Annotated in this window: 26 protein-coding genes; 14 read left to right on the plus strand and 12 right to left on the minus strand. The window is 57.9% G+C overall.

Annotated features, from left to right (window positions below):
- Window positions 1–36: 36 nt before the first annotated feature.
- The gene (locus WH7805_RS05410; protein WP_006042000.1) at window positions 37–981 is read left to right on the plus strand and encodes a hypothetical protein; all 945 of its coding nucleotides are present in this window, start codon (window positions 37–39) and stop codon (window positions 979–981) included.
- Window positions 982–1,301: 320 nt separating this feature from the next.
- Here WH7805_RS05410 and WH7805_RS05415 read toward each other — a convergent pair whose 3' ends face one another.
- A complete protein-coding gene (locus WH7805_RS05415) occupies window positions 1,302–1,703 on the minus strand; it encodes an MGMT family protein (RefSeq protein ID WP_038005091.1) in 402 nt (133 codons plus the stop codon).
- A gap of 87 nt (window positions 1,704–1,790) precedes the next feature.
- Here WH7805_RS05415 and WH7805_RS05420 point away from each other — a divergent pair, with 87 nt between their 5' ends.
- Window positions 1,791–2,852, plus strand: a complete 1,062-nt coding sequence (locus WH7805_RS05420; RefSeq protein WP_006042002.1) for a hypothetical protein — start codon at window positions 1,791–1,793, stop codon at window positions 2,850–2,852.
- 57 nt (window positions 2,853–2,909) lie between these two features.
- On the opposite strand, the gene WH7805_RS05425 is transcribed toward WH7805_RS05420, so the two are convergent.
- Entirely contained in the window at window positions 2,910–3,311 is a 402-nt protein-coding gene (locus WH7805_RS05425; protein WP_006042003.1) for a glycine zipper 2TM domain-containing protein, read from the minus strand.
- 580 nt (window positions 3,312–3,891) lie between these two features.
- Between WH7805_RS05425 and trmH the strand changes: the two genes are divergently transcribed.
- Window positions 3,892–4,581, plus strand: a complete 690-nt coding sequence (gene trmH, locus WH7805_RS05430) for a tRNA (guanosine(18)-2'-O)-methyltransferase TrmH (RefSeq protein WP_006042006.1) — start codon at window positions 3,892–3,894, stop codon at window positions 4,579–4,581.
- Window positions 4,582–4,631: 50 nt separating this feature from the next.
- On the plus strand, window positions 4,632–5,351 hold the full coding sequence (locus WH7805_RS05435; protein WP_006042007.1) for a MauE/DoxX family redox-associated membrane protein: 720 nt from the start codon (window positions 4,632–4,634) through the stop codon (window positions 5,349–5,351).
- A gap of 19 nt (window positions 5,352–5,370) precedes the next feature.
- On the opposite strand, the gene WH7805_RS05440 is transcribed toward WH7805_RS05435, so the two are convergent.
- Both WH7805_RS05440 and WH7805_RS05445 read right to left on the minus strand, forming a co-directional pair.
- Window positions 5,371–5,631 carry a hypothetical protein gene (locus WH7805_RS05440; RefSeq protein ID WP_038004457.1) on the minus strand — a complete coding sequence of 87 codons (261 nt, stop codon included), beginning with the start codon at window positions 5,629–5,631 and terminating at the stop codon, window positions 5,371–5,373.
- Window positions 5,632–5,651: 20 nt separating this feature from the next.
- The gene (locus tag WH7805_RS05445; protein ID WP_006042009.1) at window positions 5,652–6,470 is read right to left on the minus strand and encodes an ABC transporter permease; all 819 of its coding nucleotides are present in this window, start codon (window positions 6,468–6,470) and stop codon (window positions 5,652–5,654) included.
- A 119-nt stretch (window positions 6,471–6,589) separates the two neighbouring features.
- On the opposite strand from WH7805_RS05445, the gene WH7805_RS05450 reads away from it, so the two are divergent.
- Complete coding sequence (locus WH7805_RS05450; protein ID WP_006042010.1) at window positions 6,590–7,999, plus strand: HAMP domain-containing sensor histidine kinase; 1,410 nt, start codon at window positions 6,590–6,592, stop codon at window positions 7,997–7,999.
- Window positions 7,999–8,370 carry a hypothetical protein gene (locus WH7805_RS05455; RefSeq protein WP_006042011.1) on the plus strand — a complete coding sequence of 124 codons (372 nt, stop codon included), beginning with the start codon at window positions 7,999–8,001 and terminating at the stop codon, window positions 8,368–8,370. The genes WH7805_RS05450 and WH7805_RS05455 overlap by 1 nt, the downstream gene beginning before the upstream one ends.
- Here WH7805_RS05455 and WH7805_RS05460 read toward each other — a convergent pair.
- The 5 genes from WH7805_RS05460 to WH7805_RS05480 form a co-directional block, all read right to left on the minus strand.
- Window positions 8,318–9,754: a sensor histidine kinase KdpD gene (locus WH7805_RS05460; RefSeq protein WP_006042012.1), complete on the minus strand. Its 1,437-nt coding sequence runs from the start codon at window positions 9,752–9,754 to the stop codon at window positions 8,318–8,320. The two genes, WH7805_RS05455 and WH7805_RS05460, sit on opposite strands and share 53 nt — an antisense overlap.
- Before the next feature lie 84 nt (window positions 9,755–9,838).
- Window positions 9,839–10,429 (minus strand): prepilin-type N-terminal cleavage/methylation domain-containing protein, encoded by a 591-nt coding sequence (locus WH7805_RS05465; RefSeq protein WP_006042013.1) that lies wholly within the window; start codon window positions 10,427–10,429, stop codon window positions 9,839–9,841.
- A 4-nt stretch (window positions 10,430–10,433) separates the two neighbouring features.
- Window positions 10,434–10,961 (minus strand): GspH/FimT family pseudopilin, encoded by a 528-nt coding sequence (locus tag WH7805_RS05470; RefSeq protein ID WP_006042014.1) that lies wholly within the window; start codon window positions 10,959–10,961, stop codon window positions 10,434–10,436.
- Window positions 10,958–11,362 (minus strand): hypothetical protein, encoded by a 405-nt coding sequence (locus WH7805_RS05475; RefSeq protein WP_006042015.1) that lies wholly within the window; start codon window positions 11,360–11,362, stop codon window positions 10,958–10,960. The genes WH7805_RS05470 and WH7805_RS05475 overlap by 4 nt, the downstream gene beginning before the upstream one ends.
- Window positions 11,362–11,802 carry a hypothetical protein gene (locus WH7805_RS05480; RefSeq protein ID WP_232198959.1) on the minus strand — a complete coding sequence of 147 codons (441 nt, stop codon included), beginning with the start codon at window positions 11,800–11,802 and terminating at the stop codon, window positions 11,362–11,364. Before WH7805_RS05480 ends, WH7805_RS05475 begins: the two co-directional genes overlap by 1 nt.
- A 133-nt stretch (window positions 11,803–11,935) precedes the next feature.
- Here WH7805_RS05480 and WH7805_RS05485 point away from each other — a divergent pair, with 133 nt between their 5' ends.
- The gene (locus WH7805_RS05485; RefSeq protein ID WP_006042017.1) at window positions 11,936–12,643 is read left to right on the plus strand and encodes a response regulator transcription factor; all 708 of its coding nucleotides are present in this window, start codon (window positions 11,936–11,938) and stop codon (window positions 12,641–12,643) included.
- On the opposite strand, the gene WH7805_RS05490 is transcribed toward WH7805_RS05485, so the two are convergent.
- Entirely contained in the window at window positions 12,618–13,904 is a 1,287-nt protein-coding gene (locus WH7805_RS05490) for a sensor histidine kinase KdpD (protein WP_156783622.1), read from the minus strand. The genes WH7805_RS05485 and WH7805_RS05490 overlap by 26 nt on opposite strands.
- An 86-nt stretch (window positions 13,905–13,990) precedes the next feature.
- Between WH7805_RS05490 and WH7805_RS13825 the strand changes: the two genes are divergently transcribed.
- From WH7805_RS13825 to WH7805_RS13520, 4 genes are all read left to right on the plus strand, one after another.
- Window positions 13,991–14,455, plus strand: coding sequence for a type IV pilin protein (locus tag WH7805_RS13825; protein WP_232198960.1), 465 nt, complete (start codon window positions 13,991–13,993; stop codon window positions 14,453–14,455).
- Between the two features lie 117 nt (window positions 14,456–14,572).
- Window positions 14,573–15,907, plus strand: coding sequence for a hypothetical protein (locus WH7805_RS05500; RefSeq protein WP_156783623.1), 1,335 nt, complete (start codon window positions 14,573–14,575; stop codon window positions 15,905–15,907).
- Between the two features lie 726 nt (window positions 15,908–16,633).
- The gene (locus WH7805_RS05510) at window positions 16,634–17,152 is read left to right on the plus strand and encodes a prepilin-type N-terminal cleavage/methylation domain-containing protein (protein ID WP_156783624.1); all 519 of its coding nucleotides are present in this window, start codon (window positions 16,634–16,636) and stop codon (window positions 17,150–17,152) included.
- Window positions 17,128–18,372, plus strand: coding sequence for a calcium-binding protein (locus tag WH7805_RS13520; protein ID WP_071933686.1), 1,245 nt, complete (start codon window positions 17,128–17,130; stop codon window positions 18,370–18,372). Before WH7805_RS05510 ends, WH7805_RS13520 begins: the two co-directional genes overlap by 25 nt.
- An 8-nt stretch (window positions 18,373–18,380) precedes the next feature.
- Here WH7805_RS13520 and lepA read toward each other — a convergent pair whose 3' ends face one another.
- Window positions 18,381–20,201 (minus strand): translation elongation factor 4, encoded by a 1,821-nt coding sequence (gene lepA, locus WH7805_RS05520; RefSeq protein ID WP_006042024.1) that lies wholly within the window; start codon window positions 20,199–20,201, stop codon window positions 18,381–18,383.
- 127 nt (window positions 20,202–20,328) lie between these two features.
- Between lepA and WH7805_RS05525 the strand changes: the two genes are divergently transcribed.
- Window positions 20,329–20,670, plus strand: a complete 342-nt coding sequence (locus WH7805_RS05525) for a multidrug efflux SMR transporter (RefSeq protein ID WP_038005098.1) — start codon at window positions 20,329–20,331, stop codon at window positions 20,668–20,670.
- 40 nt (window positions 20,671–20,710) lie between these two features.
- Window positions 20,711–21,385 carry a TVP38/TMEM64 family protein gene (locus WH7805_RS05530; RefSeq protein ID WP_006042026.1) on the plus strand — a complete coding sequence of 225 codons (675 nt, stop codon included), beginning with the start codon at window positions 20,711–20,713 and terminating at the stop codon, window positions 21,383–21,385.
- Here WH7805_RS05530 and WH7805_RS05535 read toward each other — a convergent pair.
- On the minus strand, window positions 21,373–22,857 hold the full coding sequence (locus WH7805_RS05535; RefSeq protein ID WP_050752014.1) for a malate:quinone oxidoreductase: 1,485 nt from the start codon (window positions 22,855–22,857) through the stop codon (window positions 21,373–21,375). The genes WH7805_RS05530 and WH7805_RS05535 overlap by 13 nt on opposite strands.
- Before the next feature lie 84 nt (window positions 22,858–22,941).
- Between WH7805_RS05535 and WH7805_RS05540 the strand changes: the two genes are divergently transcribed.
- Entirely contained in the window at window positions 22,942–23,187 is a 246-nt protein-coding gene (locus WH7805_RS05540) for a NifU family protein (RefSeq protein ID WP_006042028.1), read from the plus strand.
- Window positions 23,188–23,341 lie beyond the last annotated feature (154 nt).

Here is a 23,341-nt window from a genome sequence, read left to right on the forward strand (position 1 = left end):
TGATTATCGTTCTCACAACAACAAATTTTGTCCTCCATGAATCCCGTCGTTCGGCGTCTTGCCGTTATCGCCTTGGTAGGCGCAACGCTCGGCATTAGCGAGATCGCTTACTCAAAAGGGCACGCCCACGGCGCTCATGGCGGAGCAACACAAGCGGAAGAGCTGGAAGCCGGTGAATTTCGAGCAATTCCCGTGCTGACCATCGAAGGCCATACGGGATTTGAAAACAACCTGGAAGGACAGCCTTACCACTCAGCCATTGATCTCCAATTCGGCGGCGTTTTCGAGTGGGGGCTTGGCGAAAACTCAAACTTCACCATCGAAGGGCAACTCGGCCCGGCCGTTGTTTACGGTGAGGCCGAACACTTCTACGGGCGTGTCGAGATTGAAGAAGAAGGAGAAGAAGAAGAAGAAGGAGAAGGAAGCCCTTACCGCCGCGTCGATGCGAAAGGTTACTTAGCAGCTCGCTATCAACCTAACGACAAGCTGTCGATCGCCGCAGACTGGAAACCCTATTGGGTCAGCGCAACACAAGCCGAAGATGTTCGTGGCTTCAAGCATGAAATCGGCACCGAAGTTGTTTACGCCTTTGGCGATGGAGATGTCAATTTTGCGCTGGGAGATGGACTTGAGAGCGTTGTCGATGGACTGTTCGTCTCAGCAGAAAATCGTACCGGATGGGAAAGCGACGGAACCTATCTGGGCAATTACACCGACACCTGGGTTGGCTTTGGCTTCAATTACGACCAATTGAATGTCACCATTTCTGGAGGTCCTCGCTTCTACATTCCCGGTAGCTATTCAGGTCTCGATCAGAGAACTGACTGGGGTGGTGAGATCGAACTCGAGTATCCCTTGAACGAGAAATTAACGCTCTTTGCTCACTGGGAACCTGTGTACAGCACTGACGAACGTGAAGCAGGCGGATGGGGCAAAGGATTTCAGCATCACGTCGGCCTGGGTTTAACCGTTGCCTACTAGAAGCATCGATTAAAAACTCAGTCAAAAACGATCTCACAATCGCGACAGAGTATCGAAGGCTAGTGATTCACTGAGCGGTTCAATACAAGCGCTGAAAATGCCCCTGGTCGTGAGCTCCTTGGGGCTGATCACTCCTGTCGTTGCAGAGGCAACCGCCCAGAACATCTCTGAAGACAACTCGCACGGTCGTTAGGCCTCAAAAAGCAACCTTTAATCAATCACCAGCATCAAGCAGTTCTCAGATATGGTTTCTAACGACTGGCCTGGGAAGCCTGGACAGTGGAGAGGTAGGCGTTTTATCTCCACAGGGACTCGGTACATCAATCAATAATCTGGGCGGCTTGATCAAGACGGGCTTTCGCTTCTGAACGATCACAGCGCGACAGGGCCTGTTCGAGAAGCTCAGATTGAGGCTCCCAGAGGAAACGACGTAGCGGAAGCCGCCCCTCGTCATCCACGGGAATGCCTTCGCTGATCAGCAGCTCCCGCTGCATCCAGTCAGATCCCTCACGGCTCAGGCTCATCGAAATCCGACCCTGGGCATTCACAACCCTTTGCCAGGGAATCGTCGATGGAAGGGTGAGCCGGCGCAAGGCCCAGCCCACCTGACGGGCACAGCCATAGGCACCGATCCAGTCAGCCACCTGCCCATAGGTCGCCAGACGTCCATAAGGAATTAAAGCCACAACGGCATGAACACGAGAGTCAAACGTTGCCGTCATCACACTCCTCTTGGTTCCGAAGCGGTTTCGGAATCCAAGCATTCACAGATCATTCTTTGAAAGGGACCAGTATTAGAGAGTGAGTTCATGAATGGCATGCTGAACACATTATTGGCCGGACTTGGTTCAAGCCTCACCTTACTGACCCCTGCCATTCCATCTGAGAACAACAAGATCCTTGAACCATCGAAATCATCACCATCCTCGATATTAATCAGCGGACTAGGGCAAGGTTTTTGCTGGGCTCATATTCCTGCACCCAATGGACCGGTGACCAAACTCACCAACTTCTGCGGCGGCGGTGGAGAAGGCGCGGGTGATACCAGCTGTTCTCCATTCTTTTATCGGCCATTCCAGTTCAATCTCGATCAAAATCCAGTCCTGCAATCAGTGTGCGGAGGCGGTCCCTATGAAAACATCGTGGCTGGAGCTCAATGGAATATGGGTGCTCGAACGTGGGCTAGTTTTCCGAAAAGCAATCGAAAAGACTATTGGGTCTTCCACAACTGCGACGGTGCGGGCATTCAACCCGATTGCCTTGGAGATATTAAATATATTGAGCGATTTGACGGAGGCAATACTCAACCAAGCTGCACAAAAGGCCCCCATGGTCGCAATCACTGCACCTTTACCCACCCCAACTCCAAGACAACCTTTGGACAGATGCGTTACTGGGCTGGCTGGTATGGATCTGGTGACGACGTACGCAATGGGGCTATTTGCGGCGCTGGCGCAGGCAAGGCTCGCCCCTGGTACAAACCTGTCTGCGACAAGATCATGGCCATTCACAAGTCTGGCAATCCATACGACAACGTCAAAGGCAAAATCCATACCTTCAGCTTCGCCCTCTACCCATGGGTCTGCGAACAAGACTCCAGCATGCCGAACGCGAATTTCACATCGCCAAGCATGGATTCCTATGGGGTGAAATCCGGCTGGAAATGCTATGCAGATAACGAGCCTGGGGTCAGCGGGAAAGGCTGGCCTCCTTTTGTAGAGATCTACTTCGCCGGACTCTTTCAAGAAAGCCCTAATAAATATGTTTTACGATTCGACAAATGGATGATTAACAACAGCAACACACCAACGCGTGTTGGAGAGGGTTACAAGATCTATCCCTGCAACTCCGGCGATGAATGCGAATGGTGAAAGTCAGCATCTGACTCCTTCTATTCATTTCAATGGTGCGATGCTTGGCATCACATTTCAACCACCATCCACCTGACAGCCGATCAGCGCGCCGGCAGCACCACCCACTGGCACTCCAACCCATCGACCACTCCCCCGCGAGAGGGCAGCACCGAGACCAGCACCCAACAAACCTCCAATCACACTGCCTTCGATACAACTGTTTGTATCAACATCTGGGTTATCTCGTGACGTCCGCCGAAGTCGATCATCCCGACCATAAGGATCATCATGATAGATATAATCGCCTTCCACTCGATGCATAGAGTCTCCTGCGATTCCCTGCAATGGTGAAATCACCAATCCAGAAACACAGAAACCAGCCAGCAAGATCCTTTTCACAATGTGATCGGTAGGAATCACCCCCATTCTTGAGGCCATTGGCTCATCATTGATGACCAGACCTCCATCCGATTGCAACCAGTTGTGACTCCTCGTTCACGACCACCCAAATGCCTTTCTGCTGGTGTCGTCGTCACGACCCTGGCTTTCGTCACACGCGTCCTCGGCAGCTTGAACTGACGGTCGGTTCAACAACCCCAGGTCAGCCAACTCTTTGCTGGATCTCATGAATGCTCGTCTCGCCTGGATGCCAGCAGTGGCCCAGAGCAAGTGGATTCTCGATCTGCCCGAAGTCAACAAACGATTTCAAATTTTTTATTCGGCACAAATCGAAGCCGCCTAAGCACTTCAACCTCAACAAGCTCGCGACCGTCTCTAGAACAAGATACGACCCAGTTTGCTCGCTCTCGGCAAGCAAATGGCATCACTCATTGTTCAACGATCGTCCAGCCCAAGACGTCCGAATGCGCAGGCCATCGCGTCCTGCTTGCAACACCACGCCCTGCCACAAGAACAGATTCAAGGGCTGGTTCAAGCCCTATCAGTGCTTTGAGCAATCGCAAGCCCGCTGATCAGGCCATGGTGCATGCAACTCTGAGGTGAGGATTCGTGGCGACTTCTGTGTGCACGCAATCCGGCACGCAGCCCCAGTCAGCCCATGCCATTGCTTCCCCGTCGATTCGAGCGCCTAAAGACGGTCTTGAACCAACGCATGTCCGATCTGACCGTCTTGGTGGAGCATGTCGAGAAACCCCACAACCTCTCGGCCATCCTGCGCAGCTGCGATGCCGTGGGTGTGCTCGAAGCCCATGCGGTGAGCTTCAGCGGCAGGCCGCGAACCTTCAACAGCACCGCCCAGGGCAGTCAACGCTGGGTGTCTCTTCGCGACCATGCCGATATCAGCACCGCTGTGCATCACCTCAAGGAGCGGAGTTTCCGTCTCTACGGCACCAACCTGGGCGTCGATGCCCGTGATTACCGCGACTGCGATTTCACCGGTCCCTGCGCCTTCGTGCTCGGCGCTGAGAAGTGGGGTTTAACGGAAGAGGCCACGGCCTTGATGGACCAGGCCATCTTTATTCCGATGCGAGGAATGGTGCAGTCCCTCAATGTCTCGGTGGCCACGGCCACCCTGCTGTATGAGGCACTGCGTCAACGCCAGGCAGCAGGCCTGGCTCCTCTGAACGGTGAAGGAGTTCCAGCGGAGCACTACAGCGATCTGCTGTTCGAATGGGCCTATCCCCAAGTGGCCGCCTGGTGCCGCGAGCAGGGACGTTCCTATCCGGAGCTGAACGAACAAGGAGAAATCCTCGAAGACCTTCCGCGCACCGCCAAATTGCGCTGCTGACCTTCGAGCCGGCGGCTACGGTCCGAATAAGTGAATGCGACCGCCCCGCGATGGCATACGAGCTGGGTGATGTGCATCTCTACCGCATGTCGATGCCTGAGCATGAATGTCCCTGGGGGCTGAAGGCCATCGCGCTGCTGCAACGCCGAGGTATCGCCTTTCAGGATCACCGTCTCAGCAGCCAGGAGCAGGTGAACGCCTTCAAGCAGCGTCACAACGTGCCCACCACGCCGCAGATTTTCTCTGGCGACAGGCGCATCGGGGGCTACAGCGAACTGGCTGAGGTGCTTGGCGAGAAGGCTGAGAGCGCCGAGTACTCGTATACCCCTGTGATCGCCGTGTTTGGCACGGCCCTGTTGATGGCCCTGGTGCTGGGAGACAGCATCATCCAGCACTTCATGGGCATCTCGATCTGCGCTCTGGCGATGCTCAAACTGATGGATGTGGAGTCGTTCGCAGCCAGCTTCTTGAAGTACGACCTCATCACCCAGCGCTGGCGGCCGTGGGGCAAGCTCTATCCCGGAGTGGAGCTGCTGATCGGCCTTGGCTTTCTGCTCAGTCCTCCCTTGCCTCTGGCCGGTTGGGCTGCACTAGTCGTGGGGGTGCCGGGCATGGCGTCGATCATCAAGGCGGTCTACATCGACAAGCTCGCCCTCAACTGCGCCTGCGTGGGCGGCAACACCAAAACCCCTCTGGGGGTTATCAGTTTCATGGAGTACGCCATCCTCACCGTGATGGGCGTGCTTGTGGCATTCCAGCTGGCGTTTTAAGACTCCCCAGCAGGTTCGATCAGAACGGCATCAATACATCTTTGCTGCCCTGAGTTCGTTCCTGCACGGGATGATTGCGACGGGCTGCGGGCAGACGTAGCGCAAACACCAAGGCCAACAGTTCCAGCATCAAACTGCGGCCGATAAAAAGGACCACCAGCCCCAGGGTGATCGCCAGCATCTGCTCCAGAAGGCCGATCACATCGTCTGGATTGCTGCGGCCAGACACCCAGAGAATCACCATTAACGACAACAAAACGAGCGTGGCCCAAAACGGCATGGTGGGATCAAGCGCTTGTTTCAGTGTGCCGCGTCGCGACCGGTGCTGCTCACCCAGGCCTCCAGACCTTCACCCAGAAAGGAGAGACCGAGAACCAGAATGAACATGGCCAACCCCGGATACAGGGCTGTCCACCAGATTCCAGTAGGGACAGCGGCCAAAGCCAGGTTCAGATCACTACCCCATTCCGGAATCGTTTCCGGCAAGCCGAGGCCGAGAAATCCCAGGCCTCCCAGAACCAGCACCGCATCAGCTGCGTTGAGGGTGAGCAGCACCGGAACGGAGGTGATCACATTGCGCAGCAAGTAGCGGCGAAGAATCCAGACCGGACCAGCCCCCAGGGTGCGGGCGGCTTCCACGAACAACTCAGCCTTGACCTGGGCGGTTTGATTACGCACCACCCGGAAATACTGAGGCACGTACACCACGCAGAGAGCTGCGGCAGCGTTGGGGATGCCCCGACCCAGCAGAAAGGCCAATACCACTGACAGAAGCAGCACCGGCAGGGTGTAAAGGGTGTCCATCAGCAACACCAGAATCCGGTCAACACCGCCGCCGAGATATCCGCTCACCATGCCCAAGGGCACTCCGATCACAAGGGCGAGCGCCACAGCCAGAAGGACCACCTGCAACGCCACCCCACTGCCTTGCAGCGTGCGCACACACACATCCCGCCCGAGGCGGTCAGTTCCGCACCAGTGCTGGAGCGACGGCGGCGCATAGATGGGATTCTCAAGCCCTGCATTGGGATCGGGGAGCACTCCCGCAGCCAGCAGCAGGGGAGTGACCAAGGCGACCAACAGGTACATCGCCACAATCACCAATCCCCAACGCGCCATCCGGCCCGAGAGGCTCGGGCGGGCGGAGCCCAGAGGAGAAGACGCAAAGCTCACGTCATTGCAGGTGTGTTGTGCCAGTCATTCTTGCCTGCCTGAACCGCAACGATCAGGATTAACGCATGCACCGTTCGCGATTCTGGAAACACCGCCTCACAGGCAGCATGCTGGGCCAGTTGCAGCTGGCCACTTATGCCGCCGTGCTGCTGGGATTCACGGCGGCAACCAGTGCAGGCCTCTGGTTAAGCGAACGCACACGCCTGCAGATGGGAGAGGCGGAGCTGCGAGCTGTTTCTGATTTAGCGGCCAAACACCTGATGGATATTGAGACTGAAGATGCTGACGAAGTCCTCAGGGAGTTGAGCTACCACTCGAATTCGCTCATTCAACACTGGCTAGAGAAGGCTGATGGAACGCTGGTCGTCCCCAAGAGTCTCCGGCGGCCTTCATTGCGTGGACTCGTGCAGTCCTCCATGGCTACCAATCGGCCACGAACTCCGGGGAAGGCGAACATGATCGAGGTGAGGGGACGCGATCACCTCACCATTGTGGACCGAACGATTGACTCCGGCGATTGGCTCTGGAGCAGCATGGAGATCACCGAGCTGGGCCAATCGCAGACCGAATTCCTGGGCTGGATGATCGTGATCTGGGGTTGCTGCCTCGCAGGCTCCCTGATGCTGGTCACCCTGCTGGTGCGACGGATCACCAAGCCCCTGCAGGATCTGAGCGACCGCAGCGCAGAACTCACAGCCGAGGGGCTGAAAACGGCGGCCCTGCCCGTACCGAGGGGGCCCATCGAACTCGCCCGCCTCACGCGCACCTACAACGACCTGATCGAAAGGCTGGCGTGGTCGTGGAGTCAGCAGCGACAATTCGTGAGCGCGGTGAGCCACGAGTTGCAGTCGCCGCTGATTCTCGTGTCAGGTTCGCTGAAACGGGTGATGCGCAAGGCACCGGATCTGGATCCGGCGTTGAAGCAATGCCTCCAGGATGCCCAGGACGAAACCGCCGAGATGCAGCAGCTGCTCAATGATCTGCTGGATCTCTCCAAGAGCGATTCCGGCCGGTTGCAGGTGAAGGAAGAAGCGGTGCCCTTGCAACCACTGCTGGACACCATCGTGCGCGTGCAGGGACCCGCCTACGGGCGCTTTCTAGAGCTCACCCGACCAGACGATGAGTGCTCCCTCGTTGCCCTTGGCGACGCATCCCGCCTGCATCAGGTGCTGGTCAACCTGGTGGAAAACGCTCACAAATACTCTCCTCCTGATCAACCGATCCAGTTGACCGTGGCGCGCGTTGCCGAGGGGCTCCAAGTGGAGGTAATCGACCATGGCATCGGCATTCCCAGCACCGACCAACCCCACATCTTTAAACGCTTCCATCGAGGGTCGAACATCGGGGGCTACAGCGGCAGCGGCCTCGGTCTCTCCGTAGTGAAATTACTTGTTGAGGCGATGGGGGGATCGATCACTGTGGCCAGTGAACCCGGGATGGGCAGCCGCTTCCGCATCCTTCTGCAATCAGCTTGATGATCGCTTACCTCATTCTCTGCACATTGTTGGTTCCGGCCAACCTATGGGCCACGATCACCCCCCACCTTCACAGCGAGTTGAGCATGCGCCTGCTGCATGCGCTTTCAACCGCCGTGCTGATTCCGCCCCTGGTGAGCCTGTGGCATCAGCGCCGCAGCGTCCAGCCGCTGCCCGCCTTGCTGTTCGCTCCCTTCTCGATCGTGCTGATGGTGGTGAACACCCACATCGCGCTGAGGGGCATGGGCGTGCGCTTTGGCTGGATCGATCATTTGTTTCTCACCATCGCCTGCCTTGCCGTGATCGCGTTTTATCTCCTTAATGGCGGTGATGCCGAGGGCGTGGATCCGAGGGACGGGGGCATCGCCTGAGGCTGATCACGAACACGGCACCCCCGCCCTCGCCATCCTCCACCGACACTTCTCCTTCCATCTGGGAGACGAGGGTGGACACCACCGCCAGGCCAATGCCGCTGCCAGGAATGCCGGTGTTGTGTTGCCCGCGGCGGAAGCGCTCGAAGATCAAGCTCCTCTCCTCCGGCGGTATTCCGGGACCATGGTCGCGAACGCGCAGCTCCACCACAGACGGCGTGGTAGAGCAGCCGATCTCCACTGGTGACTGCTGGGGGCTGTACTTGCAGGCGTTCTCGATCAGATTCACAAGACACTGCACCACGCGGTCCCGGTCGGCCCAGGCCTGAAGTGTGTGAGGGTCAATGCCATCGTCAGGACGTAAAAGGAATCGGCGCTCACCCGCCCCACCGGCCAGGTCAATCGCCTGCTGCACGGCGTCGCAGACGCTCAGAGGCTTGAGATCAAGCTGCAAGCTGCCGGTTTCCGCTCGAGTGAGAGCCAACAAATCGGTCACCAACCGCCCCAGACGACGGCTCTCTTCCTCCACGATCCCCAACTGATGGCGCTGGTCGTCGGAGAGGTTGTCGGAACGCCGCAGCAAGCGGCGGCTGTAGCCGCCAATCAGCGTGATCGGATTGCGCAGCTCATGGCTCACGGTGCTGGCGAACTGGCGCTGGCGCTCAAAGGCCTCGGTCAGGCGATCCAGCAGCGCGTTGAACGCATGGGCGAGAGGCTGGAGTTCTTCTGGTTCCTGATCCGGCTCAAACCGTTTCTGTTGCAGAGAACTTGAACGCACAGCGCTGAGGGTGTCACCGAAGCGACGCAGGGGGAGCAGGCTGCGCTGAATCCCGCGGCGATTAAGCATCAAGGTGACCAACGACGCCAGCAAGGCCGCCGCAGTAAGGATCAAATTGAGCTGTCGCTCCATTGCAACGTCCTGACTGACATCAGTGAGCAGGTACAACCGCCAGGGCTCATCGCTGAGATTGACCGCGGCGGTACTCACCGTGTAAGTGCGTGCCTCGTGCGCAAAGGTCTGAGGACTGGAGGCGCTGCGGGCTAAGTCCTGCGCCCGTGCACGCAACTCGGGATTGGAAGCGATGAAATCGTTACTGCTGAGTTGCGGCATCACCATGCCGGCAGCAGAGCCGGTCGGTTGCCCCCAGATGGCGCGATCAAAGGTTGAGAAATGGTTGAAGCAGCGCTGCAACGCTCCGCCATCAGCCTGATCCGCCTTGCTGCGCACAAGCAGACGCTCCGCCATGGCCATCGTGTCCAGTTGGCGCTGATCACGGTTGCGGCTGAACACCTGAAGGTTCACCAACAGCAGCAGGCCATACCCCAGAAGCACAGCACTCGCACTTGTGCGCTCCAGACGGCGCTGAATTCCCGACGAGGGCATCCTGCACGGGCGCAACAACCTCTTCAGTTGAGCACGAGTGTTCGAGGCTGCCATCCCTCAATCGGGGGAGAGTGCAGGCGCAACTCAGGCAGCGCGCCTGGTGCGCAGCCGCCGCTCACCCCCAGAGGCAGCCGGCAACACCTGCTCGATCTGCAGCTGCAGCACAGGCAGGTTTGAGTCGGGAACAGCCTCAAATCCTGCATCGGGCGCTGCCGGCAGCGCATCCAAGAGCACCCGGTTCTGAAACGCACCCTGGAGATTCAGCACTCCATCGAGCCCGTAGGACGGACCGCAGCGCATCAGCACCTGGCCATGCCAGATCGCAGACGGTGCCTGGCCTACGGAATAGACGATCACAGCGTCTCCGCGGGCATCGGGGTCGCCGGGGTCCATGGCGATGGCGAGCACCGGTCGCCGTCCGCTGAGGCGACAGGGCCAGGTGGACGAAAGTGGTGGATCCACCATCCAGCCATGGCCAATCGCCACTTCATCGCGAATCAGCTCCAGGGTGCGGCGCTGCAGCCCTGAAGCCTGCAGATGCCTGGCCATGGCCGTGCCCAGCCGCAGGTCGGCTCCGATCAGGCGCAGCAACAGCACAAACAACGCGGTGCCCAGACTCAAGGCCAACAGCAGCTCCAACAGGGTGAAGCCCCTGGACCCTTGGCGTGGAATCACAGGCTCAGCCCTCCTGAAGCAACGGCAGACACTGGCTGCTGCGCAACGCCTCTCCATCAGCAGAGGGAGAGGCCGCATACCTGCCGACACGGCTGATCCCCAAGGGCAGGCTCACCACCAGACAGCGTCTGCCCGTCACCCGCGGATGGCTCAACACCGTGGTGCCACCATCGAGGAGCAAGCCGTTGGCTGACACCCGCAGCACCGAGGGCAGGTTGGTGTGCACTTTGATCGCGGCCTGACCAACACCCTCATGGAGCGACAGGGCCGCACCGCTGCAGGGGGGCAAGCTGGCGTGATCGGCCGCCACCCAGCCGCCCGCAACCAAGGCCACAGCACAGGCCTGCTGGTGCCTGCGGGCCGAAAGCCGAGCCCGTTCAAGACCCAACCGCAAGCGACGAGCTGCCGCATCGAGCTGCAGACGATCCCGGTCGGCACCGGCATGCACCAGGCCGATGCTGCAGATGATGCCCACGATGGCGACCAGCACCATCAGCTCCACCAGCGTGAAGCCATTGCGGGTGGGGGTCATGGCTGGCACAGGCCATAGGCCGCTGGAGTGATCAGTTGACGCCGCTGCGGACCAGCAGGGCCCTGGGGTGCGTGCGCCTCGAGCTCCTGCCAAACTCCAATGCCATCGGGATCGGGTGTCCACTGCCGGCGGATCCCCTCCGGCACCGGCAGAGCCTGATCCATGGCTGCGCTGAGGCTGCTCGCATCAAAGCGGCAGGAGCCGTTGGTGAGGGTATGGGCCCCGGCTTCGGCGATCAGCCAGCGATGGCTCGCAAGACGAAGCTGTTCCAACTGATCCGCCTGCTGTTCCAGCCGAGTGGACGCCGCCACTTCGCTTGCCGCCTGACCCCACACCCCCAAAGCCGCAGCACTGCTTCCTGCCAGCAGCAGGCTGGAGATGAGAACTTCGATCAGGTTCATCAGACGTCCTCCTGGACCGAGCGGCCAAGCAGCTGGGGCTCTCCGAGGGAAATCACCGCAAAATCATCCGTTAAACGAACCAGAACCCGGGCTTGTCGGCCATCGTCCAGAGCCAGCAGCAGCGTTCCGCGGCTGGCAGCGGGCTGCCAACGGATCAGGCGCCAGGGCTCCCCATCCACGACGCCGCTTTTCAAAAGATGAGGGTCGGCCTCTGGGCAAGCAGATCGCGCAGCCTCCCAGGCCACGGACGGCGAAGGCAGCAAACAGGCCTGGGGGCCTTGGGAAGCTGCAACAAACGCCTGCGCCACCGAACGCAGCTGATCCGCCCCGACGGCGCGTTGCTGATGGGCCGCCACCCGCAAGCGCCCCTGGAGGCTGAGGGTGTGAATGGAGGCACTGCCCAGCAGGAGCAGGGATGACGCCCCCAGGGCCAGGGGCATCACAAAGCCTTGGGCCTGCGGCCTGGGCTGATGCCGAAGCGGTTCACAACAGAGCATGAGAACGGGAGCAGCACAACTGGCTGAAGCATTCCCCGGCCTTCACCCATAAGGTGACGACATTGATCTGTTCGCGATGGCCGAGGAGCCCAGCGGCCAACTGTTGATCGTCGACGACGACCCGGAGCTACTGCAGTTTCTGCTGGAGGAACTCAGCCAAGACAGCATTGTGTGCCAGGGGGCCAACTGCGGAGCCGAGGCATTGCTGCTGTTACGCCAACAGCGCTTTGACCTGGTGGTGCTCGACTGGAACCTGCCTGATTTCAATGGCATCGAGATCTGCAGGCGCCTGCGCAGCAGCGGCGACACCACACCGGTGCTGATGCTCACAGCCCATCACGATCTGGAGGATCGGGTTCAGGCACTCGATCTGGGAGCGGATGACTACATCACCAAACCGTTCGAGCTGCCGGAACTGCATGCGCGGGTGCGCGCCCAGCTGCGGCGCAGCCGCTACCCGAGTGTTGAACGCCCCAGTGAACAACTCACGCTCGGCGATCTACGGATCAATCTGATGACCCGAACGGTGCGTCGCGGCGAACGCGACGTCTCCCTCACCCAACGAGAGTTTGATTTGCTCGCCTTTCTGGTGAAACACCAAGGCACAGTGCAGCCGCGCGAGCAGATTCTGGACAGCGTTTGGGGAGCACCCTTTGTCGGCGACCCCAACACTCTCGATGTGTACATGGGCTATCTCCGCCGCAAGCTGGAGGGGGCCGAACTGCCAAAACTGCTGCACACCGTGCGCGGTGTGGGCTTCATGGCGCGTCTGGAGCAAGCTTGAAACGCAGCTGCAGATCAGCGCCACCGCCAGGTGCATCAGCGATCACCACCGCAGCGTTCATCGCTCGCATCAGCTCGTCCACAAGGGCCAGACCGACACCAGGGCCCCGTTGCCCAGCCGCACTCGATCCGCGCTGGAAGCGCTGCAATACCAGCGCACGCTCGGATTCAGCGATCCCCGGGCCAGAGTCCTGCACATGCAGCACAAGCTGCTGGTCAGTCACTTCAGCGAACAGGCGCACCGAACCGGTGCTGAAATTGAGCGCATTGGTGATCAACAACTGGAGGCACTGTTGAACACGGCTGGGATCCGCTGAAAACAAGGGCAAGCGATTGGTGGATGGAAGCGGCAACGGGAACCGGTCGGCCGGCCGCGGCCAGGCCTGCTCATGGGCCAGCAGCAGTTGTTCATCGGCATCGAGGTGCTGCAGTTGCAGCTGCAATCGGCCGGCATCGCAGCGCGCCAGTTCGCGCAAAGCCGTGAGCAAACTGCCCATCCGCCTGGCTTCCGCATCAATCGACTCCACCGACTTCAGCGCGAGATCGGGAAGCACCTGACGCTTCAAGCGCTGGCTGTGGCCGGAGATCACCGTGATCGGCGTGCGTAACTCGTGGGCAACACCATCCACAAACGATCGCTCCCGTTTCCAGGCCTCTGCCAGGCGTTGTTGAAGGTTGTTGAAGGCGTGGGCGATGGAGCGCAACTCCTGGGGCTGCAGCATCGGATCCAGAAGATGATCCCCAAGCGTGTCGGCCTCCAGGGCCTGCAGCTCCTGATCAAGGTCGTTGAGGGGAACCACCAGACCCCTCCTCAACACCGGCCGCAGCAGCAGCGACGTGAACAGGATCGAAACACCAGCAGCAGCCACCAGCAGCAGCTGCGCCAGGTGCTGCTGCTCGAGGTCCAGGCTCACGTCCTGACGCAGCTCAAAAAAGCGACGCTCGCCATTGGCAAGCTCAAGGGTGGAGCGGCTCACCAGCCATTGCTGGCCGGACGGCCCCTTGCGAAGACTGGGGCGGAGCTCTTCCCCCTCGGACAACACCCTGACCTCCAGACCAAGCGAACGCAGAGGACCTGCAGCCAGCACCCCAGCCGAAGCCTCCTGGCGCAGTGATGCCGCCAACTTCAGGTGCTGCTGTCTGCGCTGCAGATCACCGAGGGCGGCATTCACGCCCAGCAGGATCACGTAGCCAGCAATCACCGACAACACAGCAGTGGACTGCAGCCAACCTCTCAGCGATGGCAAGACAGAACGCTTCAACAGCTGAGAGCACCTCTAAGAGCCTTCTTAGAAAGCTTTAGCCGTTCATTCCTGTACGAACCATGAGAAAGGGAGATGGTTGATCTGTGAGCACACCACGTGCCAGTTCAACTTTCACCATCGAACCAGCCATGACATCTCTCAACAGCCGGCTGCAGCTGGCACTGCTCAACCGCAAGAAATCACGCAATCTGCTCGAGAAGGGCTTCACCTTGGTGGAGTTATTAATCGTAGTCGTGATTCTCGGAGTTCTCTCTGGAATTGCACTGCCATCACTTCTTGGGCAAAGAGACAAAGCAAATGTCTCAGCAGCAAACTCACAGGGCAAGCAACTTATGACAGCATGCCAAGTAGAAGGCCTAGAAAATGCTCCTGATTATACTAATACCGATGCAGCTCTTCAATCTGCAAAAACATTTGGGAAAATTACATGGACACCAACTGTTTCGGCTACCGCCTGTAGCGCAGTAACAACCGGCGCGACAACAACTCAAGGCAGCTGGGTATTTACTCCAGCAGATGGAACAGTTACCGTAACAGAAGCTGAATAAAAAGAAACCTCAAAATATTTTCACCAGGAAATGAAACAATATCCTCTTGCTACTGACGAGAATGGCTTTATCCTCCCCCTCGTTCTCATTGTCACCCTGATCCTTGGAGCAGGGTTGATGGCAAGCACAACCCGAGCCTGGCTCGGGTTGACTGGGGCAGTACGTCAGAGTCAGGCCCGTTCCGCTCGTGAAGTGGCGGAAGCGGGTCTTTCTCAATTAATCGAAACGCTCAACCGAAACCACGCCCATCTCCTCGTGGTCGATGTTGAAAACTGGAGCAATCCTCCATTATTTTCAGCCATCTGCGCCAATGCTTCAACAGGAGTTCCCGCAACCACAGGAACGATTGGCAGCAACGGCAAGTACACCCTGGAGAATTACAACTTCAACGGCAGCCCCTTCTATGGCGGCAAAGCCGATCTGCGCATGCGTGGGGAAATTCTCAAAAGCGACAACTCAACAGCAGCAGCAGCGATCGTCGAACAAACGGTGGAGATCAAAGCCAAAAGCTGCAACACGTCCTTCGACGAACCCACCACCACCAGCGGCTTCCCAGGCCTACTCGCACAAAATGTAGACATGGGAGGCAACGACCTCAAAGGCCGCCTGAGTGGCAATCTGCTTTGCTTGCAATGCGTCGATAATATTCCCAACAAGTGTTCGGTTAGCAGCAGCACACCACTCGATAGCTACAGCGAATCCGACAAGATCTGCGTGGTTGGTGGCAATCAGAACCAAACCGAAGTGGATGGAGAAATTTATCTCAGTGCAATCGACCTGCCACCTGTACCGGTACCGCCCAAGTCTATGAATGATCTATACAACAACCCTCCGGACATTACCAGTAATACAACGATTGTTGCTGCCAGCAGCAACAGCAGTGAACTGCTGAATGGAGCCTGCAGAGTGGGGCCCGATGGCATCACTCACTGTGTTGTCAACGACATCGACTTGAAGGGTCAAGACACCCTCACCGTGGACACCAACGGTGGTCCCATCCGGATCTATGTGGACGGAAACAGTGTTGACTTCGGAGGCAAAAGCGGCATGAAACACATTCCCCCCTCAGCGCCCTCCTCCAATTTCGGTTTCTTCGGCAGACCCATTGATCCCACGAATCAAAAGACCGATCAAGAAGTCATTCTGCGCGGACGAGCCAGCACCAACAACATGTGGGCCTTTTTCCCCGATGCAAGCTTGGGCATCAAAGGTGGCGCTGGTGACGATGTTAATTGTGATAGCACTGGTGAATGCACAGGCGGGGATATCTACGGTGCGGTCTGGGGCAAGAACTGGGGTTTATCCAACGGCACTGGTGCTCAGATCGCGGTTCCAGCTGACATGGGACAACAGCTTTACAACAACTTCGGTACCGCCTACGGCATCGGCATGAAGGATTACGTAGCCATAGGCGTTTCAAAATGGAGCAGCTTCATCATTGACAATCAGTAACAATCATCAGCCATCAAATTCGTTCACCACTCGAATGAGAATTCCATGAAAACTCGGTGAAGAAACCAGAGATTTTCAAAAACAATACTCAGCCCCAACCCACCCAGCAGCATGCTGACGACATAAAATAAAGAAGGCCTTAAAGGAGGGCAGAGCAATGCATTTGCCCTTATCACCAAAGGCAAAAAACAGACTACTGGCTTTTAAGAAAAGCAGCAGCGGCTATTCACTCCCTGAAGTGATGATCAGCTCGGTAATTCTTGCCAGCGCAGTCACCATGTCAGTCCAACTCTCCAATTCCACCGTCAACGGCATGCAACGGATGGATCAGCGCGCCAGGGTTGACAGCGCCATGGCGGCCCACATGGAAAAAATTCGAGATAGAGCCTTCGAACATCTCTGCATTCAGGGCTGCGATGATAGCCAGTTAACCCAGCAGCTAAAATACGACCTGTCTAAATTAAAACCACTTTGTGAAACAAATTCGCTAGGATCATCTTTAGTTACAGGCCTCCAAGACACCACGAGATACAACGAAGATCTAACAATCCCATTCAATATAAAAAACAAACTTGAGACCGCTGGGTCCACTAGTTCCGTGACATCAGTTACTATCACCCCAATAATCATACCTACAAGGAATCAGATAAATGTGACACTCAGCGCTGGCGACACAGGCCAGAGTGTCAGCACATCCATTGTGCCCCATGCCCAGGGATGGTGCCGATGAAACCAATGCAGTCCCAGTCGCAAGGATTCACTCTGGTGGAGTTGATTCTGGTTGTTTCCATTATCGGGCTTTTGAGTGGAATTGCTCTTCCTAATTTTCTATCCAATTGGGAAGACGAGCGCCTGAATGCAATCACAAAAATTGCAGTTGCCTGGCTGGATGATCTTCGGCGCAAAGCGATCCAGAACAGTGTTCCCTGCCGCGCCACATGGGATTTAGCAAACACCACACTCAGCGCGCAATGCGATCACGAAACATCCACAAGCAGCACCCTCAATCTCAGAGCGGAAATCAGCAACAGCGACAACCTGGCGGTGAACCTGCGCGCAGGCGACCCAACCGTTTGGATCTTCACACCACGGGGCACATCCACCACCGATGCTCAAGCCACCCTCACACTCACAGGAAGCAACAGTGATCCAGGTCGTTGCCTCAGGCTCTCCGCTCCCCTCGGACTGATCCGGGCCGCAAAACGAACATCAGCAGGTCAATGCGACTACACCACTCGCTACTGAAGCACCAACCCAGGCCAAGCCAAGGCTTCACGCTGGTGGAACTTCTTGTTGCCGCAGCGGTGGGGACCGTTGTGGCAGCTGCAGCAGGGGATCTCATGCTGAGCAACATGCGCTCAGGAGCAGCTCTGGAAGCCACCCAGCGCCTGCGCACCGACTGGAGCCGCACCAGTCACTTCATCGAATCAGAAGTCGCCCTGAGCGAACGCGTGATCACCGACGCTTCCCTCCTCAACTTGGCGCAATGCACAACAACCATTTCGGCGGCGGAATTCAAATTTGGCCTGGAAGTGCGCCGCGACCTGCCCCCAGCGATTTATTTCGTGAAGAGCAATGCCGCCAACAGCCTGGAATGGACCGGCGACAGCAGCTTGTGGCGATGCGGCCCCAGCATCAATGAAAACGGTGAATACACCAACGTAATTAGGGGAAGCAGCACATCGCTGTTAACGGCACAGCGACTGGTTGATGGCCTGAAAGTCAATGTTCCAGTTTCTGAAGAGTGCACCCTGTCAGTCACCCCATCCCAAGATGGTGTGAGTAAGTCGTTGAAATATGAATTGTGCATGAGCGGGTTAACAAAATACAAATACGCCCAATCCGTCAATACTTACTCAAGAATCAGCCCTGTTTTCTCCTACCCCAACACCAACAGTCTCTGCAGTGATGAGTTTCTCACGATCGAGGGTTTCTACAAATTGGAAGGAGGTACCACCAGCGCTGACTTGCTGGAACTTCCATCCACCGGTTTATCGCAATACGACGACATCCTCATCTGCGGCTATGGCGGTGGCGACACCATCAAAGGATCGACAGCCAATGATGTACTGGAAGCCGGCGACAGCGGAAGCAGCAACGAAAATGGAGCCACCATCTACGCCTACAGCGGCAGCGACCGTTTGGTTGGAGGCCCTGGAAACGACCAGCTAGATGGAGGTGATGGGGATGATGTGTTGATCAGCGGAGCAGGCAACGACATCCTGAATGGTGGATCGGGAGACAATCAATACCTGGCGGGTGCGGGCAAAAACTTTGTTATTGGCGGAACCGGCCTGGATGTTGTGTTTTTGGACCAGAGCAAAGCTGATGTGAGTGGATTGGCGAACTGCTCACGATCTAGCTGCCTAGTTACTTACAGCGTGGATGGACTCTCGTCACAAATATCGGCAACCGAAATTGAGGTGATTATTTTCCGAGATGGCCGCTACGACATCACCAGCTGACGGAGACTTCAACTCCCCCCAGCATCATTGAGCTTGAGCACCGCCATGAAGGCCTCCTGCGGCACATCCACCTTGCCCATGGCCTTCATCCGCTTCTTGCCCTTGGCCTGTTTCTTCAGCAGTTTCTTCTTCCGTGAAATATCGCCGCCGTAACACTTCGCCAGCACATCCTTGCGGATGGCACTGATGCTGGTGGAGGCAATGATGCGGCTGCCAATGGAGGCCTGCAGGGGGATTTTGAACTGCTGGCGGGGAATCAGTTCTTTCAGTTTCTCCACCAAAGCCTTGCCCACGTTGTAAGCCTTATCCCTGTGCACGATCGTGGTGAGGGGATCAGCCCGCTCGCCATTGATCAACACATCCAGGCGCACCAGTTCGTTCTTGCGATAGCCGATCAGGTGGTATTCCATCGACGCATAGCCTTGCGTACGCGTCTTCATCTGATCGAAGAAGTCGGTTACCACTTCCGCCAGCGGCAGTTCATAAATCAACGTCACCCGATCGGTGGTGATGTATTTCATATCGAGATACTCACCGCGCCGTTCCTGGCACAGCCCCATTAGCGCGCCGTTGTACTCATTCGGCGCATAAATCTCCATCTTCACGTAGGGCTCTTCAATCGATTCGCGCTTCTGCGGGTCGGGAAGGGTGGCGGGGTTATCCACCATCACCTCCGTTCCGTCGATCATGTTCACCTTGTAGATCACCGACGGTGCGGTGACGATCAGATCGAGGTCGTACTCCCGCTCCAGGCGCTCCTGCACGATCTCCATGTGCAGCAACCCCAGGAAGCCGCAACGGAACCCGAAGCCCATCGCACTGCTGGTTTCCGGTTCGAACTGCAGTGCCGCATCGGAGAGCTGCAGCTTGTTGAGCGCTTCGCGCAGATCCGGATACTGATCCGCCTCGGTGGGGAACAGGCCGCAGAACACCATCGGCTTGGCTTCGGTGTAACCCGGTAAAGCCTCATCCGCCGGGGCATTGAGCAGGGTGATCGTGTCGCCCACGCGGGCATCGGCCACGGCCTTGATCGAGGCCGCCAGGTAACCCACCTCACCGGCGTGGAGCTCATCCACCTTGCGCTGATCCGGTGCCATCACCCCGATCTCATCAAGCTCGTAGGTTTTCTTGCTGGCCATCAACAGCACCTTGTCTTTGCAGCTGATCCGGCCGCTCATCACCCGGAAATACACAATCACCCCCCGGTAGGGGTCGTAATAGGAATCAAAGATCAGGGCCTTGGTGGGCTCCTCCACCGTGTCCGCTGGCGGCGGCACCCGGTCCACCACCGCCTGCAGAATCTCGGGAACACCCAAACCAGTTTTGGCCGAACAGGGAATGGCCTTGCTGCAGTCGAGGCCGATGATCGCCTCCACTTCCTCCTTGATGCGATCGGGATCGGCACCGGGCAAATCGATCTTGTTGAGCACTGGAATGATCTCGAGGTCGTTCTCCAGCGCCAGGTACACATTGGCCAGGGTCTGAGCCTCCACCCCCTGGCTGGCATCCACCACCAGTAGCGCTCCCTCACAGGCCAGAAGGCTGCGGCTCACCTCATAGGAGAAGTCCACGTGGCCGGGGGTGTCGATCAGGTTGAGGACGTACTCCTCTCCATCGGCTGCCGTGTAATTCATCCGCGCCGCTTGGAGCTTGATGGTGATGCCCCGCTCCCGCTCCAGATCCATGTTGTCCAGGAACTGCTCCTGCATGTCCCGGTTGGCCACCGTGCCCGTGTCCTGCAGCAACCGATCGGCCAGGGTCGACTTGCCGTGGTCGATGTGGGCAATGATGCAGAAATTGCGGATGCGTGAGACGGGAGCGTCGGTCATGCGGTTGGCGAAATCCCGGCCCGGGCTAATTCGTTCGTTGATGCAATCCTAAGGAGCTGCCCAGGCCCACCACGAAACGGGGTGATCGGGCTGGGTCTTCCTCCAAGCTCACTCTCATCGTGTGCTTGTGCCGTCTGTGTCGCCATGGGTTCTTCTGCTGCTCGCAATCGGCGCCGAGGTCATCGGCACCTCCTGTCTCAAGCTCTCCGAGGGATTCAGCAGACCCGGTCCCTCCCTGGTGGTGCTCACCGCCTATGCAGTGTCCATGACCTTGATGTCACGGGTGGTGCAGGTGTTGCCCATGGGCCTCACCTATGCCCTCTGGAGCGGCCTGGGCATCGTGGCCATCGTGCTGATCGGCATGCTGCTTTATCAACAAACGCCCAGTGCCGGGCAGTTGATAGGAATGGCGCTGATTACAGCTGGCGTGGTGTTGGTGAATCTGTCGCCAGCAACATCAAACGGATGAGTCATTCTCGAGATCATCTGAAACCGAGCTGATCGCACTGATGCAACGCTGGCGACGCTTTCTCCTGATCACCGCCACGATTGCTGGGCTGGCGGTTTTTTTTCACCTTGCGCAAGTGCATGGGCTGGAGCCGATTCGCAATCAGGTGGAACGCCTCGGCGTCTGGGCGCCGATCGCCATCCTCCTGCTGCGAGGAGTGAGCATCCTCCTGCCCGCCCTGCCAAGCACGGCCTACTCACTGCTGGCTGGAACGCTGTTGGGTTTCGAGACGGGGTTCATCACGATCGTGATCGCCGATCTGCTGTTCTGCCAGGCGGCCTTCCTGCTGGCCAGACGCTACGGACGCGGACTCATCGGCCGACTCGTCGGCAGTGGCGCGATGGCCAGAATCGAAGGCTTCGGCCGTAATCAATTCCAGGGCAATCCCTTTCTGCTTACTGGATTGTTGATGACTGGCCTGTTCGATTTCGTGAGCTACGCCGCTGGCCTCAGCGGCACAACCTGGCGAGCCTTTGTCGTTCCCTTAGTGGTGAGTGTGCTGCTCAGCGATGCACCGATCGTGGCCCTGGGTGCAGGACTGTTTGATGGTGGTCGCTTGATCCTGGGTCTGGCCCTTTTGGGAATGTTTGCTCTTGCTGTAGTGGCTGGTCTGGTGAAACGCAGAACACAACACAATCAGGCGATGCACCCTTCCACAAGCACTCAACTGGATTGAATCCCAAGCAGTGCATCACTGCGGCGGCGAACCTGATCGAGGAGGTCAGCATCAGCGTTGAGGTCCTGTCCATAGAAAGGCAGCAAGCTGCGCAATCGCTCCTGCCAGGCCTGGGTGGCGAGTTGCTGCGAAAAACATCGGTTCAGAACATCAAGCATGATCGGAACTGACGTGCTGGCTCCCGGAGAGGCCCCCAGCAGTGCAGCGAGAGATCCATCAGCCGAGCTCACAACCTCGGTGCCCATCTGCAAGCGGCTTCCTTCAGGCGTGCGTTTAATGATTTGCACCCGTTGACCAGCCACCGAGAGGCTCCAGTCATCACTCTTTGCCGATGGAAGGAATCGCCTAAGTGCGTCGATGCGATCCGTCTCACTCTGGCGAAGCTGAGCAATCAGGTATTTAACAAGTGGAAGATTGTTCAAGCCCACCTGCAGCATCGGCACCAGATTGGTGCTGCGAACGGATCTTGGAAGATCAAACAGGGAGCCTGTTTTAAGAAACTTGCTGCTGAATCCGGCATAGGGGCCAAACAGAAGTGAACGCTTGCCGTCAATCCAACGGCTGTCGAGATGCGGAACCGACATGGGAGGCGCTCCCACCGCGGCTTTTCCATACACCTTGGCGAAATGCCGATCCACAAGGTCGGCGCGCTGGCAGACCAACCATTGGCCACTCACAGGAAAGCCAGCGAAATCGGCAGCTTCCGGGATGCCGCTGTTCTGCAACAGCGGCAGCGCCCCCCCACCGGCGCCCAGAAACACAAACGGGGTTTGAACCTGCCAGCTGCCGGATGGCCCCTGGAGCTGGATCCCCCAATCGCCTGAGGTCATCGCCTCGGTGCGTTGGCGCTTCAGACCCTTCACAACCGTGCCGTAGCAGATCTTGAGGGCCCCAGAGCCTTGCAGCGGGGCCAGCAGTGCACGGGTGAGGCTGCCGAAATCCACGTCGAGCCCTCGCTTGATCCGCGTGGCCGCAAGCGCCTGATCGCCTGATCGCCCCTCCATCACCAAGGGCAACCAGTCCGTCATCTCTGCAGGATCCGTGGTCCACTCCATGGCGCTGAAGGCGGGCAGCGCCTTCAGCTGCCGGTATCGCTGCTCCAGAAAAGCCACATCTTCCTGACCCCAGACCAGACTCAAATGAGGAACCTGATGCAGAAACGTGTCTGGCTTGAGGAGCCCCCGTTCTGCCAGCGATGCCCAGAAGGCGAGGCTGCATTCAAAAGCCGCATTGATGGCCAACGCCTTGCTGGTTTCGATCCGGCCGTCAGGGCGCTGGGGGGTGTAGTTCAGCTCACAGTTCGCCGCATGTCCCGTGCCCGCATTATTCGCCGCCGCGCTGCTTTCGAGAGCCGGCCCCTCGAGTCGCTCCACCAGCAGCAAGCGCAGGTCGGGATCGAGAGCGTGCAGGAGTGAGGCCAGGGTGGCACTCATAATTCCTGCGCCTACGAGCACAGCGTCGTATTGATCCAAAGGGATGACGGCGTCTGAACCCAAGGGTATGAATCGGTCAGCCCTGTGCTGCGATTACGCTGGGTTTCATAGCTTGATTGATCCATGAGCTCAGAAACGCTGCCACTCACCAGTGAGAACGTTGAAAAGGTGCTTGATGAGCTGCGTCCATTCCTAATGGCCGACGGCGGCAACGTGGAAGTGGTGGAAATCGATGGTCCCGTGGTGAAAGTGCGCCTGCAGGGTGCCTGCGGAAGCTGCCCCAGCAGCACGATGACCCTGAAAATGGGCATCGAGCGCAAAATGCGTGAAACCATCCCTGAGGTGAGCGAAGTGGTGCAGGTTCTCTGAACTCCGAAGCGTGCGACGGGCAGACGTCGCCCATGCATTGATGTCATTGAGCACGCCTGCAGTCCACCTCTCAAGCAAGGTAAAAACAGTGTGAGAGGTGAGGTGTAAAGCATTCCACCGACTCACTGTCATGACCTGGATGAGTGGGAAGGAG

This window comes from Synechococcus sp. WH 7805 (genome assembly GCF_000153285.1).
Taxonomy (GTDB): domain Bacteria; phylum Cyanobacteriota; class Cyanobacteriia; order PCC-6307; family Cyanobiaceae; genus Synechococcus_C.